16 protein-coding genes and 1 pseudogene are annotated in these 16,784 nt (G+C 71.7%); 7 read left to right on the top strand and 10 right to left on the bottom strand.

Annotation, left to right across the window (positions count from 1 at the left end; translation table 11 throughout):
• Window positions 1-37: 37 nt before the first annotated feature.
• Complete coding sequence (locus WMF39_RS25475) at window positions 38-487, top strand: DUF2243 domain-containing protein (RefSeq protein ID WP_437739077.1); 450 nt, start codon at window positions 38-40, stop codon at window positions 485-487.
• Here WMF39_RS25475 and WMF39_RS25470 read toward each other — a convergent pair.
• From WMF39_RS25470 to WMF39_RS25460, 3 genes are all read right to left on the bottom strand, one after another.
• Window positions 461-1,294, bottom strand: a complete 834-nt coding sequence (locus WMF39_RS25470) for a hypothetical protein (protein WP_437739076.1) — start codon at window positions 1,292-1,294, stop codon at window positions 461-463. The genes WMF39_RS25475 and WMF39_RS25470 overlap by 27 nt on opposite strands.
• Window positions 1,295-1,368: 74 nt before the next feature.
• Window positions 1,369-1,854, bottom strand: coding sequence for a Cys-tRNA(Pro) deacylase (ybaK, locus tag WMF39_RS25465; protein WP_437739075.1), 486 nt, complete (start codon window positions 1,852-1,854; stop codon window positions 1,369-1,371).
• A gap of 372 nt (window positions 1,855-2,226) precedes the next feature.
• A complete protein-coding gene (locus WMF39_RS25460; protein ID WP_437739074.1) occupies window positions 2,227-3,147 on the bottom strand; it encodes an alpha/beta hydrolase in 921 nt (306 codons plus the stop codon).
• 160 nt (window positions 3,148-3,307) lie between these two features.
• Here WMF39_RS25460 and WMF39_RS25455 point away from each other — a divergent pair, with 160 nt between their 5' ends.
• The gene (locus WMF39_RS25455; protein ID WP_437739073.1) at window positions 3,308-3,886 is read left to right on the top strand and encodes a hypothetical protein; all 579 of its coding nucleotides are present in this window, start codon (window positions 3,308-3,310) and stop codon (window positions 3,884-3,886) included.
• 47 nt (window positions 3,887-3,933) lie between these two features.
• Here WMF39_RS25455 and WMF39_RS25450 read toward each other — a convergent pair whose 3' ends face one another.
• The 5 genes from WMF39_RS25450 to WMF39_RS25430 form a co-directional block, all read right to left on the bottom strand.
• Window positions 3,934-4,167: a hypothetical protein gene (locus WMF39_RS25450; protein WP_437739072.1), complete on the bottom strand. Its 234-nt coding sequence runs from the start codon at window positions 4,165-4,167 to the stop codon at window positions 3,934-3,936.
• A gap of 109 nt (window positions 4,168-4,276) precedes the next feature.
• The gene (locus tag WMF39_RS25445; RefSeq protein WP_437739071.1) at window positions 4,277-6,148 is read right to left on the bottom strand and encodes a DUF885 domain-containing protein; all 1,872 of its coding nucleotides are present in this window, start codon (window positions 6,146-6,148) and stop codon (window positions 4,277-4,279) included.
• 73 nt (window positions 6,149-6,221) lie between these two features.
• Complete coding sequence (locus tag WMF39_RS25440) at window positions 6,222-6,536, bottom strand: rhodanese-like domain-containing protein (protein WP_012237276.1); 315 nt, start codon at window positions 6,534-6,536, stop codon at window positions 6,222-6,224.
• A gap of 188 nt (window positions 6,537-6,724) precedes the next feature.
• Entirely contained in the window at window positions 6,725-8,734 is a 2,010-nt protein-coding gene (locus tag WMF39_RS25435) for a family 2A encapsulin nanocompartment cargo protein cysteine desulfurase (protein WP_437739070.1), read from the bottom strand.
• A complete protein-coding gene (locus WMF39_RS25430) occupies window positions 8,721-9,629 on the bottom strand; it encodes a family 2A encapsulin nanocompartment shell protein (protein WP_437739069.1) in 909 nt (302 codons plus the stop codon). The genes WMF39_RS25435 and WMF39_RS25430 overlap by 14 nt, the downstream gene beginning before the upstream one ends.
• 335 nt (window positions 9,630-9,964) lie before the next feature.
• Here WMF39_RS25430 and WMF39_RS25425 point away from each other — a divergent pair.
• From WMF39_RS25425 to WMF39_RS25405, 5 genes and pseudogenes are all read left to right on the top strand, one after another.
• Window positions 9,965-10,511 (top strand): annotated as a pseudogene (locus WMF39_RS25425) (serine O-acetyltransferase); the annotation flags it as partial.
• Window positions 10,512-10,618: 107 nt separating this feature from the next.
• Entirely contained in the window at window positions 10,619-11,041 is a 423-nt protein-coding gene (locus WMF39_RS25420; RefSeq protein ID WP_437739068.1) for a hypothetical protein, read from the top strand.
• 131 nt (window positions 11,042-11,172) lie between these two features.
• On the top strand, window positions 11,173-11,889 hold the full coding sequence (locus WMF39_RS25415; RefSeq protein WP_437739067.1) for an SDR family NAD(P)-dependent oxidoreductase: 717 nt from the start codon (window positions 11,173-11,175) through the stop codon (window positions 11,887-11,889).
• Between the two features lie 278 nt (window positions 11,890-12,167).
• Entirely contained in the window at window positions 12,168-12,872 is a 705-nt protein-coding gene (locus tag WMF39_RS25410) for an HPP family protein (protein WP_437739066.1), read from the top strand.
• 178 nt (window positions 12,873-13,050) lie between these two features.
• Window positions 13,051-13,974, top strand: a complete 924-nt coding sequence (locus WMF39_RS25405; RefSeq protein ID WP_437739065.1) for a hypothetical protein — start codon at window positions 13,051-13,053, stop codon at window positions 13,972-13,974.
• Window positions 13,975-14,027: 53 nt separating this feature from the next.
• Here the strand turns inward: WMF39_RS25405 and WMF39_RS25400 are convergent, their stop codons facing one another.
• On the bottom strand, window positions 14,028-15,209 hold the full coding sequence (locus WMF39_RS25400) for a hypothetical protein (RefSeq protein ID WP_437739064.1): 1,182 nt from the start codon (window positions 15,207-15,209) through the stop codon (window positions 14,028-14,030).
• A complete protein-coding gene (locus WMF39_RS25395; protein ID WP_437739063.1) occupies window positions 15,197-16,732 on the bottom strand; it encodes a hypothetical protein in 1,536 nt (511 codons plus the stop codon). Before WMF39_RS25395 ends, WMF39_RS25400 begins: the two co-directional genes overlap by 13 nt.
• Window positions 16,733-16,784: the final 52 nt, after the last annotated feature.

The following is a 16,784-nucleotide window of genomic DNA, read 5'->3' as shown; positions in this document are numbered from 1 at the left end:
CGCCACGAGGACATCACGCGCCGTGAAGACGGCGGGGGTGATCTTCGGCATGGGCGCAGGTGGCCTGATCGACGGCATCCTGTTTCATCAGCTCCTGCAGTGGCATCATCTGATCTGCTTCAGCTGCCATCCAGGCGCGACCATCGACGATGTGAGGCGGAACATCTTCGCCGACGGTCTGTTCGGCGTTGTCGCATTGAGCCTCACCGTGGCAGGTGTCATCAAGCTCTGGAGCGCCCTGCGCGCGGGCGGAGCTGAGCTCCCCGGACGGATGTTCCCGGGCGCCGCCGCCATGGGCTGGGGGCTGTTCAACCTGGTCGAGGGGGTGATCGATCATCACCTCCTGCAGATCCACCATGTCCGTCCAGGTCCGGGGCAGCTCGGCTGGGACCTGGCCTTCCTCGCGTCCGGTGTCCTGCTGATGCTGGTCGGCCGGCGTCTGATGCGCGAGGCGCCCGCGTCAGCGGCCGCGCCGGCTCGGACCTGACTCGCCCCCGCGCCAGGCAAGCTGGACCAGGCGGTGCAGCAGCGACTGCGAGGGCGCCTGAGGGCCTGCCTCGAGCGACGGAAACGCGCTCGTCAGCTGGGCCGCGGCGAACGGCGTCCTCCTGGCGATGAGCAGCTCGCAGCGGCCGTTGAACACCGCGGGGTCCCGGGGCGAGGCGGGGGGGTCCAGCGAGAGCGCCTCCGGGAGCTCTGCGACGGCCCGCCTCAGGTCGTCGAGCTCCTCGATCGCGAGGCGCCGCTCGTGCGGCGCTTCTGCGCCGTCGCCGCCCGCGCGCAGCAGCGCGTGCCCGCTGGCCTGCGAGCGGAACGGGCCGTCCGAGGAGGGGGACAGCGAGAGCTCGACCTTGACCCAGCGGCGCCCTCCGCCGGCCGGCGCGACGCCCTCGAGGACGAGCAGCCAGTCGGGGGCCGCGGGCCGGCGCGCCAGCGCGCGCCTGGCCCAGCGGCGCTGCGCGGCTGGCCCGACCCACGGCGAGAGCCCCGCGTGCCACGCGCGGAACGCGAGCTCATCGCGGTACGCCGCGCCCGGGAGCCACCCGCTGGCCACGCCGATCGACTCCCAGACCGCGAGCCCGGCCGCGAGCGCCGGACCCACGCTGATGCACTGGACCAGCCCCGGAATGCAGGCGCCGGCCGCCGCGAGCACGGCGCCTCCGGCCGCCGCCGAGGCGGCCAGCTGGACCGCGCCGAGCCCGAGCTCCCACGGCTTGCAGCCCCGGCACCGCTGCCGCAGCTCGGCGGTGCTCAGCTCGCTCGGATCGCGCAGGTCGCATGCCGCTCTGGTCATATCCCTCGTCGCCGCCCGGCGCCGGACCGGAGGCGAGCTCTGCCAGCATACCGCGGATCCGGCGGCCCGCGCGTTCAATCCGCGTCGCCGCCAGGAGCCGCGATGGCGCCGACCTTCGCCCTGGTCGCGCGCAGGTACTCGCCGGGAGCGACGAGGATCTGCGTGCCGCGCACGCCGGCCGAGATGGAGACGACCTCGAAGAGCTCGATCGTCTCGTCCGCGTAGACGGGATAGGCCTTCTTCGCGCCCAGCGCCGTGACCCCGCCGCGCACGTAACCGGTGAGCGGCTGGACCTCCTTCAGCGACACCGTGTCGACCTTCCGGTCGCCGGTGAGCCTGGCCATCGCCTTGAGATCGAGCTGGGCGTTGCCCGGCACCACCGCGAAGCAGACGCCGTGGCGATCGCCGCGCGCCACCAGCGTCTTCCACACCTGCTCCGGCGGCAGGCCGATCTTCCTGGCCACGGTGCCCGCGGTCAGGTCGCTCGGGTCGACCTCGTAGGTGCGCAGCTCGTAGGGGATGCCGAGGCTGTCGAGGATGCGCGCGGCGTTGGTCTTCATGGCGATGGGCCGGGCCATGCTATACGCGCCGGCTGCGCCGATGACGACCGAGAAGAAGCATCGGCCAGGTGCACCGCGCTGCGCTCGCGGATGGGCGCGAGGTCGCCGTGAAGGTGCAACACCCGGGGATCGACCGGCGCTCCGCAAGGACGAGGCGGCGTTCGCGCGCCACGCGGCGCTCATCCTGGGCACGCGCGGCGGGCGGTTCGAGGAGCTCTCGCTGGCGTACACGCGCCGGTGCTTCGAGCCGCTGTTCGGGTTCTACTCGGTCCTCGCGCGGCTCGACGTGGAGGCCGACTACGCCGCGGTCGAGGGCGCCTTCCTGCGGGAGGCGGGGCTGCTCGGGTAGGCGATCGGGCGCGCCGCGCCGGCTCAGCGCGGTCGCCGGTCGTGGAAGAGGAGCGTCTCGATGGTGCCGGCCTCGCGGAGCCAGGGCTGGTCGTGCGGCCCCGGCAGGACGCGGAGGGTGTGGGGGATCGAGCGCTTCGCGAGCTGCGCGGCGAGGGTGGCGTTCGCGTCGCGGAACGGGTCTCCCTCGCTGGTGAGCAGGTGGAGGTCGCGCGGGCCGGCCGCGGCGACGGCCCTGGCGAGCCGGTCGGCGTAGGCGGGGGCGCGGTGGGCGCTGATGGCGGACTGCACGCCGCCGAGGGCGCCGAAGAGCTCGGGCCTGCGGAGGAACACCTCGATCCCGATGAAGCCGCCGAGGGAGCAGCCGTCGAGCGAGGTGCGGGCCGCGTCGTCGAACGCGGGCGCCTCGGCGCGGGCGCGCGGCAGGACCACCTCCGCGAGCCAGCGCGCGTAGCCGTCGAGCGCCGCGGCGGGGTTCGGGGCCTTGTGGACGTTGGGCGTGAACGGACACGCGATCGCGAGGCCGCGGAACGGCCGCGCCGCGAGCGCGGCGTTCACCTCGGCGAGCCGCGCGTCAGTCCAGTCCTTGCGACGCGAGGTGCGCCCGAGCGGCGGGCGGCGCAGCCGCTCGTAGGCCGGCCCTAGGCCGTACCGCTCTAGCCACGCGAAGGCGCCGAGGCGCTCGTCGCCGGTCTCGCCGAGGCCGTGGAGGAGCACGAGCAGCGGCACGCGCTCGCCCGGGGCGAGGTGCTTCGGGACGAGCAGCGTGAACCGCCTGCCGAGGGCGCGATCGCCGGGGACCTGGAGGTCGCGGACATCGAAGGCGGGCGGGGAAGCGGGGGGCGGCGGCGAGGGCGGCGCGGCGCCGGCGTTGTCGGCGAGGGCGGCGCGCGGGGCGAGGGCTGCGGCGCACAGGGCCAGGAAGGGGCGCCGGTGGAGGAGCATGCGCCGAGTGTCGCAGCTCCGCGGCCGTCAGCCAGCCCGCGGCGGAGGTCTGTGGCGATCCTGACCTTCGGCTGCGCTTGAATGACGCCGTTGCCATGCCTCGCTCGGACGTGAAGGGAGGTGGTCCAGCGCCGTGAGGGGCTGACAGGAAATGCCCGAGATGCGCGGGAGGGAGTGGACGCACCGGCCGCGCAGCGGGTACACCGACGCGCCCATGGACACGACGCACGATGCGACGGACGCGACGCACGACGAGGTGGGGCAGACGAGCCCGATCCGTCCTGAAGATCAGGACCCGAAGCTGTGGAAGGGGAACGGGTGGACGGCGCGGGTCATCAAGAACGAGGACGACGATGGGTGGGCCGTCGAGATGACGTGCGACGGCCAGAGCGAGCCCTCGCTGGTGGGGCCGTGGACGATGGGGCGTGACAAGAAGAACCCGAAGCCGCTCGACGCGAGCGCCTTCGCCACCCTGGTGAAGACGGCGAACGAGATCCTTTCGCGGCACGACCAGCAACGCCGGGCGCAGCTGCACCGGAGCGTGACGACGGTGGTCGGGGGCGGCGCCCGGATGCGGGTGGACCTCGACATCGTGCCCGACGAGGACGATCCTCACGCCATCCTCACGGGGCGAGACGCGGCAGGGGAGACCGTGAGGCGGTCGAGGGTGTCCCCGGACTTCAAGCTCACCGCCGAGAGCGCGCGGGCGTGGCTCGAAGAGGGCGTTCCCGAGCCGTGACGGGCGCGCGGCCGGCGAGGGTCCCCGCCGCCGCCATGCCGCGGCGCTCAGCCCGGGTGGATCGGCGTCCAGGCCGGCGGGTCGCTCGCGGGGAACGACTCGTCCGACGCCTCGTCCACCGGCTCCCACGCCTCGCGCTGCGAGACCGCCCCGCCGCGATCGAGCGGTGTCTGCGGGCTCCGCTCCTTGCGCGTCTTCGCCCTCGTCGCCTCGGGTCCGGCCGCGGCGCCTTCAGGCGATTCCGGCTGTCGCTCCGCTGCCTTCTTCTCGTTCGTTCCCATGCGTCACCCTCCGGCGCTCCCGTGCCCGACACGACAGGTGGAGCCGGCGAGGCGTGCCGCAAGGGGACCCCGCGCCGGATCGAGACCGCTCTCGCTCGCTCCTCCCCGCTCAGCGCGCCGGCTGAGCCTCGACGAATCGCTCGAACACGGCCTTGCGCAGCAGCTCCGGCGGCAGGATCCCCTGGGCGAGCACGAAATCGTGAAATCGCTGCGCATCGAAGCGAGGGCCCATCATGGACTCGACCTCTGCCCGGAGCTCCATCAGCCGGGTGAACCCGTAGAAATACGATGTCGCCTGCCCCGGCGCGCGAAACGTGTAGCGCTCCACCTCGGACCGAGCGAACGGCGCCGACAGCACCACTTCCTGCTCCAGGAAGGCGCGCGCGGCCGCAGGCGTGATCTTGCCGGCCTGGAGCTCCGGATCCAGGAAGGCGCGCGCGGCCCGCAGCAGGCGGTATTGCAGCGAGACGAGCTGACCCTCGGGCGGCATGAACGGGAACACGAGGGCCTCGGAGTACAGCCCCCACCCCTCGGTGTTGGCGCTGTTCATCGCGAAGACCGCCCGGGCGATCGAGACGCCGCGCTCGACGAGCGAGGCGAACTGGAGCTCGTGTCCGGGGCGCGCCTCGTGGGCGGTGAGCGTCCACGACGCCGCTGCATGGGTGAAGTCGTCAACCTTCTGCAGCCCGTCCGCGGCGCCGGGGGGGCCCGGGAGGCTGAGCGGCAACACGAACTCCCCCACTTCCCCCTGGTTGCCGAGCAGCCGCGGCGGCCGCATGTGCGGCGCTGGCGTCTCGGCGCTCTCGGCGGCGGTGCCGAGCCGGATGCGCGCAGGCCGCTCGGGCAGCGTGACGAGGCGCTCTTTCCTGATGATGTCCTCTATCTGGGCCAGCCGCGCCTTGTAATGCGGCAAGATGGCCTCGCCCACCAGCTGCTCTTTCTTCAGGGCGCGGAGCACGTCGCGGTAATCCGCGCCTGGCAGCTCGCGCGCCCTGGCGACCGAGCTCGAGAGCTCCTGCATCTGCGCCGTCAGATCCTCGAAGGCGGCGTGGGCCAGGGGCGCGAGCTCGGCGGGCGGCAGATCGACGCCGTACGACTCGAGCGCGAACGCATAGAGCGGCCGCGGCAACGCGAAGTCGGTCCGCGCCCGGGGGAGCACGTCGCTGCGCAGCGCCGCGTCGTACGCCTCGAGCTGGCGATTCAGCGCCGCGAGCGGCTCGTCATGGCCGCTGATGCCGTATTTCCTGAACAGCTCACCGATGCCCTCCCGCACGCGGGCGTTCGTGGCGAGGTGCCGCTCGATCTCCATCCTGGGCGGGGCGAGCAATCCGGGCTTCTCGAGGTCCTGGAGGAGCCTGGCCATGGCCTGCTCGGCGATGGGCACGTAGCCCGCCTCCATGCCGGCATAGCGCCGGAGGCGCGTGCGGGCCGCAGCCCGCCGCGCCGGTGATACCCGGTCGTCCAGGAGGTTCGAGATGCCGTCGAACACGAGCCCCGTGACGTGCACGTAGGTGACGCTGTACTTCTCCTCGAGCTCCGAGCTGCGAACGGCCCGGTCCGCGGCGTCCAGCAAGATCTGCAGATCTTCGGCGACCGCCGGGTCCTTCTGGGTTTCTCGCCGTTTCTGGAGCTCCACGATGGCCGCGCGGAAGGCCGCGCGTTTCTGCGCCTCGACCCCGGGCGATAGATCCGCGATCTCCCGGTCCGCGCGCTCGATCCCCAGAGCTCCGGCGCGCTCCGGCGAGAACCGGACGAGCACGTCGAGGAGGACCTTTGCGTGCTCGTTGCTGCGCTCGACCCAGGCCGGGAGTCGCTGGGCCGCGGCAGGCGCCGAGCGCGCGGCGGGCGCGGTGCTCGCGGCCGCCGAGGGCGCCGGCGAGGGCAGGGGAGCCGGCGCGGCGGCAGGAGGCGGGGCGCCTCGGGCGCACGCAGCGGCGAACAGGGGGACGAGGACGAAGGTGCGAAGTGCGCGCAGGGCCATGCCGGACATCTTGCGACGGAGCCGCCGCGCGCCAGCCGCAACGCGGGGCAAATGCGGCCGGCGTGAGCCCAGCTCAGCTGTGCTCGAGCGGAAGCCCCGCCTTCACCCAGCCGCTCGTGCCGCCATCCAGGTTGTAGAGCTGGTTCAACCCGAGCCGCTCGGCGAGCTTCGCCGCCGTCAGGCTGCGGGCGCCCTTCGCGCAAACGAACACCACCCGATCACGCGGCAGGGCCCGCTGCGGATCCGCTCTCAGTTGATCGAGGGGCACCAGCCGCGCGTGCGGCACGTGTCCGACCGACCACTCGCGTGGCTCACGCACATCCACAACGTCCACCTCGCCGCTCTTGATCAGCTCGTCCGCGTCCCTGGGCGATATCGTCTGGATCATTCGTCCATTATAACGGACGTGTGCGACAGTGGCAACCCGGGGGACACAAGTTCGCCGTCGAGACGAAAACCTTCGAAATCCCGTGTGTTCAGCCTGTTTTGAAGATCCAACCAGGGGGGTGGACGGCGAGGGCGGCTGGCAGGGAGCCCGGCGGCGTCCGCCTCAGCGGACAGCCGCCGGACGGCCAGTCAGCGCGACCTCCCGATCTGGATTCTATGCAGCGCGTCAACCAGCGCGTCGATGTCCTCGCAGGTGTTGTAGGGGGCGAGCGACGCGCGCACGGTGCTCTCCAGGCCGAAGCGGCGCAGGATGGGCTGCGCGCAGTGGTGGCCCGAGCGCACCGCGATGCCCTCCCTGTCGAGCGCCCCGCCCACGTCCTCGGTGCGCTGCCCATCGAGGACGAAGGAGAGCACGCCCGCCTTGTCGGCCGCGGTGCCGATGAGCCGCAGCCCGGGGACGGTCGCGAGGGCGTGGGTGGCGTAGTGCAGCAGCTCGTGCTCGTAGCGGCCGATGTTCTCGATCCCGATCCGCGTCACGTAGTCGAGCGCGGCCCCGAGGCCGACCGCGTCCGCGATGTTGCCGGTTCCGGCCTCGAAGCGCGCGGGAGGCGGGTGGTAGATCGTCCGCTCGAAGGTGACGTCCGCGATCATGTTGCCGCCGCCCTGCCAGGGCGGCATCGCGTCGAGCACCTCGCTCTTGCCGAAGACGGCGCCGATGCCCGTGGGACCGAACACCTTGTGGCCCGAGAACACGTAGAAGTCGCAGTCGAGGAGCTGCACGTCCGCGCGCATGTGGGACACCGCTTGAGCGCCGTCCACGACGACGCGCGCGCCGTGCCGGTGCGCCATCGCCACCATCTCGCGGGCGGGCGTGATGGTGCCGAGCGCGTTCGAGACCTGCGTGATCGAGACGATGCGCGTCCGCGGGCCGAGCAGCTTCTCGTACTCCTCGAGGATCACCTGGCCCCGGTCGTCCACGGGAGCGACACGGAGCCTTGCGCCCTTCTCGGAGCAGAGCTGCTGCCAGGGCACGATGTTGGCGTGGTGCTCGAGCCACGTGATGACGATCTCGTCGCCCGGGCCCACGTTCCTCCGGCCCCAGCTCTGGGCGATCAGGTTGATCCCCTCGGTGGTGCCGCGCACGAACACGATCTCGCGCGTGGACGGGGCGTTGATGAAGCGGCGCGTCGCCTCGCGCGCCGCCTCGTACGCGTCCGTCGCGCGGGCCGCGAGCGCGTGCGCCGCGCGGTGGATGTTGGAGTTCTCGTGCTCGTAGAAGTACGAGAGACGATCGATGACGGCCCGGGGCTTCTGGGTCGTCGCCGCGTTGTCGAGCCAGACGAGCCGCTTGTTGTGGACCCGCTCCTCGAGGATGGGGAAGTCGCGGCGGATCGCGTGGGGGTCCAGGATGCCGGCGGAGCCGCTCACGCCGCGGACCAGCGCCGGATCCACGGCGCGGATCTCGTGCGCTTCGACCTGGGGAGGGCCGACCGGCGACTCGATGCCCAGCGCGGGCGCGCCGGGCACGAAGTACGGGTCGGCGTCGCGGCCCGCGAGATCGCCCAGCACCGGGATGCGGAGCACCTCGTCGGCCGCTCCCAGGCTCAGCGGATCGGAGCCCACGAGCGGGACGCGGACGAACCCAGCGCGCACCGTCGAGTCCGGCAGCGACGCCTCGCCGGGGAAGGCGGGCGTCGCGCCGGAAGAAGCGGGGACCGAGCCGGGAGGCGGCAGCGCCGCGCCGGAGGAAGCGAGGACCGAGCCGGGAGCCGGCAGCGCCGCGCCGGAATAGGGGGGGACAGAGCCCGAATAGGCGGGGACAGAGCCGGAGTAGGCGGGGGCCGACCCGGGGTAGACGGGGGCCGCCGCCGCGGACGGCCCCGGTACAGGTGACGGCGCCGCGCCAGCCGCCGCCAGGTGCGGGACGGGTGACTGCGACGGCGCGGCGCCAGGAAGCGGCGCCGCCTGCGCCGCCGCCCCCTGCTTCACCGGCGCGCCGAGCATCTCGTTCGCGAGCTGCGCGATCACCGCGGCCAGGGAGGCGGGGTCGAAGCCGGGGACGCCGGGCGCCGGCGCGGGCGCGCCGCCCGGCGCCGAGAGAGGCACGTTCAAGGGCGCGATCCCAGAGCTCCCTACGGCGTGGGTCACCTGCGGCAGAGCACCCTGGAGATCCGCTGTCAGGATCTCACTTGTACTCATAGTAGCTGTCCACCTGGACGCCCTCGAGCACGCCGAGCGCGTCTTCGGTCAGAACCGCCGCCGAGCAGTACAGGGACGCGAGGTACGAGGCAGCCCCGAGCTGGTTGATGCCCATGAAGCGAATCGACAGGCTCGGGCTCACCTCGCCGGGGATCCCGGGCTGGAACAGGCCCACGACACCGCGCTTCTTCTCGCCGGTGCGGACCAGGAGGATATCGGTCTTGTTGCCCGCGAGGTGCAGCTTGTCGGTGGGGATGAGCGGGAGGCCGCGCCAGGTGAGGAACGGCGAGCCGAACAGGGTCACCGTCGGCGGCGGAACACCGCGCTTCGTGCATTCGCGACCGAACGCCGCGATGGCCCGCGGGTGCGCCAGGAAAAAGGCCGGCTCCTTCCACACGCGCGCGATGAGCTCGTCGAGATCGTCCGGCGTGGGGCCGGCGCCGCGCGGCTTGATCCGCATGCTCTCATGCACGCTGTTGAGCAGGCCGTAGTTGCCGTTGTTGATCAGCTCGTCCTCTTGCTTCTCCTTGAGCTTCTCGACGAGGACGGTGAGCTGCTCTTTCACCTGATCCATGGGGCTGCGGAACAGGTCGGAGATCCGGGTGTGCACCTGGATCGTCGTGGTCACCGTGTTGAGCACGAACTCGCGCGGCTGCTCTTCATAGTGAATGCGTGCCGTGGGCAGCTCGGCCGCGTCATCCGGGCTGCAATCGACCGCGAAATCGCTATCGGTGACCCGGTTGAGGCGGTACACGCCTGCTTCGACGGGCGTCCAGGGGAGCAGCTGCACGAGCCAACGCGGGGTGGAACCGGCCCACTGGGGCGGAGTCTTGCTCGTGTTGGCGTGTTGCCTTGCGGCGCGCTCGCCAAGCAAATGGCTTTCGTGGTTCGTCATGGCAGGGCTTTTCCTCGAGCTTTGGCGCGTGGGGGGATGTCTCCGCCAAAGCTGAGCCAGTACTACAGCTTCTTCCTGGGTTGCCGCAATGGCGCTCGTGATCCCTGGACGCTTTCCTCCTGTAAAGCAGATGTGTTTTCCATCATGCTGGACTCCTATAAAACGGATTTTCCTTCGTGATGGTGGAGCGCAGGCGCACGTGCCGTGGTGGATGCGGACACCGGCGGACGTCAGCTGAGGTCAAGGCCCAAGCGGGTTGCGGTGTCGTTGCGGCAGCGTTGCGGCGGCGTTGCGGTGTCGTCCGAAATGAAAGATGAGGAGTCGGGTGATTGTTCTTCCCGGCGCACTTCGGGCCCGCGGATCTCACCGAGGAGGGGACCGACTACTTCGTCGGGCACACGCTCGACGCGGCGCTGCTCGCGCTCCACGAGCAGGTCCGGAGGGGCCTTGGCTTCCCGAGGGAGCTCGACGCCCGCGAGGCCGCCCGCCCTCGCCGAGATCGCGCGCGCCGACACCGGCATCGACATCCACCCCGGCGCCGAGATCGGGGCGAGCTTCTTCATCGATCACGGGACGGGCGTCGTCATCGGGGAGACGTGCCGTATCGGCGAGCGCGTGCGCCTCTACCAGGACGTCACCCTCGGCGCGAAGAGCTTCCCGCGCGACGCGAGCGGGAACCCCATCAAGGGGATCGACCGCCACCCCATCGTCGAGGACCAGGTGGTGGTGTATGCCGGCGCGACGATCCTCGGGCGCATCACCATCGGCCGCGGATCGAGCATCGGCGGCAATGTGTGGCTCACGCGCAGCGTCCCGCCGAACAGCCGGATCAGCCAGGCCCAGGTGCGGAGCGACGTCTTCGAGGACGGCGGCGGCATCTGACGGGTCCGAGCGCGTCGTCACGGCGCGCTCGGCGCCGGCGAGATCCGGCTCGTGCCCGGCGTCGACGCGGTGTATGAGCGCCGGCCTCCCGCCGAGGCCGCCCCGCGATGATCCCCCGCCGCCGCCTGCACCGCGCCGTCTTCGCGCTGGCTGCCCTCTACAACGCCTGCTGGGGGCTCTACGCCGCCGCCGACCCGCAATGGCTCTTTCGCTTCGCGGGCATGGAACCCCTCAATCACCCGCCGATCTTCGCCTGCCTGGGGATGGTCGTCGGGGTGTACGCCATCCTCTACGCGGAGGTCGCGCGCGCGCCCGAGCGCGGGTTCCTCCTTGCGAGCGTCGGTCTGCTCGGCAAGGTGCTCGGGCCGATCGGCCTCGCTGGGCTGCTCGTCACCGGGCAATGGCCGCCTCGGTCCGCCGTGCTCTGCTTGACGAACGATCTCGTCTGGTGGATCCCCTTCGGCCTGTACCTCCACGACGCGTGGCCGTTCTTCGTGCGGCAGTGGAGAAATGCGCCGGGGAGCCCGTAGCTCCTCTGGGGGCTGACCTCCGGACCGAGCCGGGGACGAGCTCGGCCGGCATGTGTCGTTCGCGCGGGCCAGGACAGGCTATACGCTGCCGCGGTTCGCCGGCGCGAGGGCCGGCGGGAGGGTGTGCGTTCATGAGCTCGAACAAGGCAGCGGTCGTCGTCGGCGTCGGCCCCGGACTCGGGGCCGCGGTGTCGAGGCGCTTCGCGCGCGAGGGGTTCTCCGTCGGCCTCATGGCCCGGACGGCCGCCGCGTGCGAGGCGGTGCAGCGGGAGATCGAGGGAGCCGGAGGGCGCGCCTTGAGCGTCCCGGGGGACGCCACCGACGCGGCCTCCGTCGCCGCGGCCTTCGCGCGCGTGGAGGCGTCGCTCGGGCCGGTCGAGGTGCTCATCTACAACGCCAGCGCCTTCCGCGTGGCCGGCGCGCTGGAGCTCACGCCGCGAGAGCTCGAGGACGACTGGAAGATCAGCTGCCTCGGCGGTTTCGTGAGCGCGCAGGCGGCGCTGCCCGGCATGCTCGAGCGCGGCCGGGGGACGATCCTCTTCACGGGCGCCACCGCCTCGCTCCGCGGCGGAGCCCGCTTCGCGTCCCTCGCCGTCGGCAAGTTCGGCCTGCGCGCCGTCGCGCAGTCGCTCGCGCGCGAGCTCGGCCCGCGCGGCATCCACGTGGCGCACGTCGTCATCGACGGGCTGATCGACACCCCGCGGGTGCGCGCGATGGTGCCCGGGAGAACGGCCGCCACCCTGCTATCGCCGGAGGCGCTGGCAGAGACCTACTTCCAGCTCCACGCCCAGGCGCCGAGCGCCTGGACCCACGAGATCGACGTGCGCCCGTCGGTGGAGAAGTTCTGATCCTGCCCAGGGAGGCGCGGTCACCGACCAGCGTGGACGGTCGTCTCGAGCGTGAAGGGGTCGTGGCGATCGCTCGACAGGCCGCGCCATCGGTCCCGAGCTCCGCGCGCAGGCGCGCTGCCGGCGGGCCCGAGCGCGTCGGGCGAGATCCCCGATCCATCTCGCGGAGCCCGGGGTAGAATCGTGGTGAGCTGGCCGTGGCGCCCGCCGGCGAGCGTGCAGCCGCGGAAGCGGGCGCGCGCCGCGTGGAGGCGCGGCGCGCTCGCGAGGAACGAAGGATGACAGAGAGAGACAGGCAATCGACCCCCGCGGTGGAGCCGTGGGGAAACGGGCGCGGTTACGGCCCGATCTCGCCGCGGCACCCGCTCGGCGGCGAGATGACGGACGTGGTGCGCGGCATCTTCACGCGCCTCAGGCTCCCGTGGCTCCTCCAGCGCTACTCCAAGATACCGGTGCTCGCGGTCTTCAGCTGCGTGAACGGGTTCGTGAGTATCGGCCTGATGGCGGCCCTCGCCGTGGTGACGAAGTCGCCCTTCGTCTTTCCGTCGCTCGGGCCAACGGCCTTCCTGTTCTTTTACACTCCCACGGCGGCGTCGGCCGCGCCGCGCACCACCATCGTTGGGCACAGCATCGGCATCGCGGTCGCGTACATGAGCCTGCTCATCACCGGGCTCACGCACGCAGGTCCGGCGACCGCGACCGGGGTGACCCTCCCGCGCGCCATCGCCGCGGCGCTCTCGCTGGGGCTCACGGCCGGCCTCATGGTGCTCGCCCGCGCGCCACACCCTCCCGCGGGCGCGACGACGCTCATCGTCTCGCTGGGCATCCTGTCCCGGCCTCCGATGCTCCTCGTGCTCCTCGGCGGGGTTGTCCTGCTCACGCTCCAGGCCATCCTCATCAATCGCCTCGCCGGCGTCGACTACCCGCTGTGGGCCCCGCGGCAGGCGCGCCCGGAGCAGGATCCACCGCCGCCTCCTCCTTGATCCAAGGGCCTCCCGTTGCCGGGATCGGAGGAGCGGATTGACCACATGGAGCGGGATGCGGTTGACGGTCGCGCGCACGTCGACGCCGGCGCGCCTTGACGTCTGGCGAGCGCTCGTGTGCTCTCGTTCCGCTTCGCGTCGCGCGACGCCGAGCGGCTCGACCAGGAAAGGGAGGATCATGCTCACGCATAGCTACACCTACGAGGCGACCCTGGCGGATTCGCACAAGATCACCTGGCGCGTCGAGGACATCATCGGCGGTGACAAGCAGCTCGACTTCTCCAAGCCCTTCCTGCCCGAGTCGCTCGCGGGCACGGCGTCGATCCGCTGTCTGAGCGCGCGGGAGAAGCTCCTGCTCAACCAGATCCGCGGCAACAGCTATCTTTACCTCTTTGGCTTCGTGGAGGAGTTCATCCTGCCGTTCGTGCTCGATCAGGCGCGCTCCGCGGTCCACGGCGCCGACGCGGTCGAGGTGCGCGCGCTCGTCACGTTCGCCGAGGAGGAGGCGAAGCATATCCACCTCTTCCGCCGGTTCTCTGCGGAGTTCGCGCGCGGCTTCGGCGCGGAGTGCGGGGCCATCGGCCCCGCGAAGGACGTCGCGGCGGCGATCCTGAAGCACGGCGCGCTCGGCGTCGCGATGGTGACCCTGCACCTCGAGTGGATGACGCAGCGCCACTACCTCGACAGCGTCAAGGAGGGTGACGCCGAGGGCCTCGACCCACAGTTCTCGAGCCTGCTCCGCCACCACTGGATGGAGGAGGCCCAGCACGCCAAGCTCGACACGCTGCTCGTCGCCAAGCTCGCCCGCGAGGCCGGGCCGGAGGGCATCGCCCGGGCCTTCGACGACTACGTATCCATCGGCACGATGCTCGACGGCGGCCTCGCCGCGCAGGCCAGGCTCGACATCGAGGCCCTGGAGCGCGCCGCCGGCCGCCCCCTCGCCGAGGCCGAGAAGGCCGAGATCTTCGAGGCGCAGCAGCGCTCTTACCGCTGGACGTTCCTCGGCTCGGGCATGACCCACCCGAACTTCGTCCGCGCGCTCGGCGAGCTCAGCCCCGCCGGCGCCGAGCGCATCGCCGCGATGGCGAAGGCGCTCGCCTGAGCGCCCCCTGGGCAGGCGACGCTCCGCCGGGCGGCGCGCCCGGCGCCACCGCGTCACTCCGCGAGCGCAGCGTCGCCCAGCGTGTTCACGTATCCCGACTCGATGATCCTCTTGAGGAGCATCAGGAACACGCCCGCGTCGCGCCAGCACTCCGCCGGCAAGCTCGCCACGCCGCCGCGCACGACGTCGACGAATCGCTCGACGACGCGGCCATCCCCGGCGCTGTCGTCGGCGGCGAGGTCGCGCAGCGTCGCCGCGATGACGTCCTCGTCATCGACGCCGACGAACCGCAGGGTGGCCTCGACGAGCCTCCGGTTCGGATGGTTGAAGAGGTTGAGATCGAACCGGCCGCGGGGGCCCGAGCGCCGATCGACGTCCTGATCTCCCACGTCGTCGAAGACGCGCGAAGCCGCGTCGGCGAACCGCTCGCACACGCGCCTGACCGCCGGGGAGGCCAGCACCTGTGCTGTCGTGGGGAGCTCGGGGCTCGCGCTCCGGTAGAGGCTGTAGACGACGGCGACCGTTCCGGCCGTTTGAATGCTCCCGATCGCATGCGCGACGAAATCGCCGGCGTGGTCGTCCCAGAACGCACCCTCTTCGCGCTCGAGATAACGCTGGCTGAGCTGCCGCATGGCGGAACCATGGCTCAGAAAGCCGGCGACAGGCGACTCGATGAGCGCGCCCGCGTCCTCGGGAGAGCTCAGGCGACGCAGCAGGCGCGCCACCTCCGCCAGAGGTCGAGCGCGCGCCGCGACGAGGGCAGGATCGGGGCGCGGCGCCCTGGCCGCGTCGAGCTCGCGCCGGAGGACGGCGGACGCCAGCTGTTTCGCGTCGCTCGACGCGGGAACGTGCAGGCGCGGCGCGTGAACCTCGATGAACCGGTGCGTCGCGACCACCATCGCCAGGTCCCCGTCATCCATCAGGCCATCGAACAGGAACAGGAGCCCAAATACGATGGAGACCTCGGCGAGGCGCTCGATCTCCTCGATTTCGATCGCGATCGCGGCGCAGAACGCGGTCGCCTTGGGGCCGATCTGGCGCACGACGCGCTCGATGTGCTCCGGATCGAGGTCGGGTAAGGCGCCCTGGACGATCGGGCGGAACCTCTCGAGAAAACACGCGTGCACGGAGCGCATCCTCTCGGAGAGCGCGCGACGGCCGACGGCGGTCGGGTAGGAATCGCCGAAGACGTGGCTCTGCCACGTCCTTTCCATCAGATCGTCTAGCTTTCCCATGACGGTTGCGACACGAGGAGCGCGCCGAGGACCCACGCGCGGTCCACCCGCGCCGGGCAATACAGCTCCTTGCCGATCCAGCGGAGATCTTCCTGGCCGGCGCCGATGTCATGGTTCGATATCAGCCAGTCGCGCCCCCGTCGCCAGGCGCCCCGCGCCATCGATTCGAGCTCGCGGTTCCTTCGGGCGGCGCGGAGCGCGAGCACGGCGTACGCCGTCTCTGCCGCGGTGGGCGCGCCGCCGGCTCCCCAGCCGCCATCGCCGCGCTGGGCGCGCAGCAGCGCCTCCATGCCGCGCTTCACGGCGGGCAGCTGCCCCTCGTGCGAGAGGGCCAGGATGACCTGGCTGGTCGTGTAAAGCCAGGAGCTGTGCCATTTGTCGCCAACCCACCGCCCGTCCGGCTGCTGGCGCTCGAGGAGGTACCGCGCCGGCTCCGACGCCTTCTCCCCGCGGGACGCGAGGGCGTGCATCGCGTGTGCATTGGTCGTGAGCGAGGGTTGCAGCTCGTTCGCGTACGTGATGAACATCCCGCCTCGCTCGAAGCGCCGCAGCGTCTCGATGGCGCGGGGCGCCGCGAGCTCTCCCAAGGTGGCGATGACCGTCGAGGTGATGTCGCCGTCCTGCGTGAACGCGTCGCTCATGCCGATGCCCTCGGGGCGAAGCGCGGCGCCGAGGTCGAGCAGCTGCGGCCGCGCCACGTCGCCCAGCCGGGGATGGTCGAGGAGATCGAAGGCCCGCAGCGCATACAGGACCCAGGCCTGCTCGAATCGACGGATGGGCCACACCGTGGGGACGACGCCGGGGATCCCGACCTCGGTCGCGTCGCTCGCTCGAAGCAGGTACTCGCGCGCCGCCGCTCGTGCGGCCGCGAGGCCGACCTTGTCCCGGGATGCGTGAAGCCAGGCGGCCGTGGCCGCGGGGCTGTGCCCGACGCCGCCGCTCGCGTCGAGGAGGTCGGGCGAGGGGCCGCTCCCCCAGCCCTCCCACGAGTGCGACGCCGCGCTGCCGGCCGCCGGCCGGGCCTTGCCGATCAAGGCCCGGCGCCGCTCGCCGAGCGCAAGGAGCGCCCTGTACGGGCCCCAATCGACGCCGAGGCCGAGCGAGGAGGCCCGGTCGAGGAGCCTGGGCATGAGCAGCTCCAGCCCGACAGGGATGTCGTCCGGCAAGGACGTCCCCCAATGTGCTGCCTGGTTGCGCAGGAACGCAAGGCCCCCCTCGCAGGCGCGGCGTACCTGCGGCATGAGCTCGCGGTAGGGATGGAGGGCCACGAGCGACGCCAGCGTCGGGAGATCGCGCGCGCGTGGGACCGACGAGAGCCCCCAGCCCCCATCCGACCGCTGCTGATCCAGGAGCCATGGGATGATGCTCGCCCTGGCATCGGGAAAGACATCGAACATCAGCACGGTGGCGGTGTCGTACACCGACGGGCTGACGAGACCCCCGCCTCGCCCGAGCTCCGCCACGAGCTCGCGAAGAACGGCCAGAGCGTGATCGGAAGGACTCGAATGCGGCGAGGTGTTCATGTGCTGATCCACCCGGTGAGGACCGGCTGCCGCCGGCGACCGTGTTGATGGT

Source organism: Sorangium sp. So ce1504 (assembly GCF_051521635.1).
Classification (GTDB): domain Bacteria; phylum Myxococcota_A; class Polyangia; order Polyangiales; family Polyangiaceae; genus Sorangium; species Sorangium cellulosum_B.
This window is presented reverse-complemented; position numbering and strand designations above follow the sequence as displayed.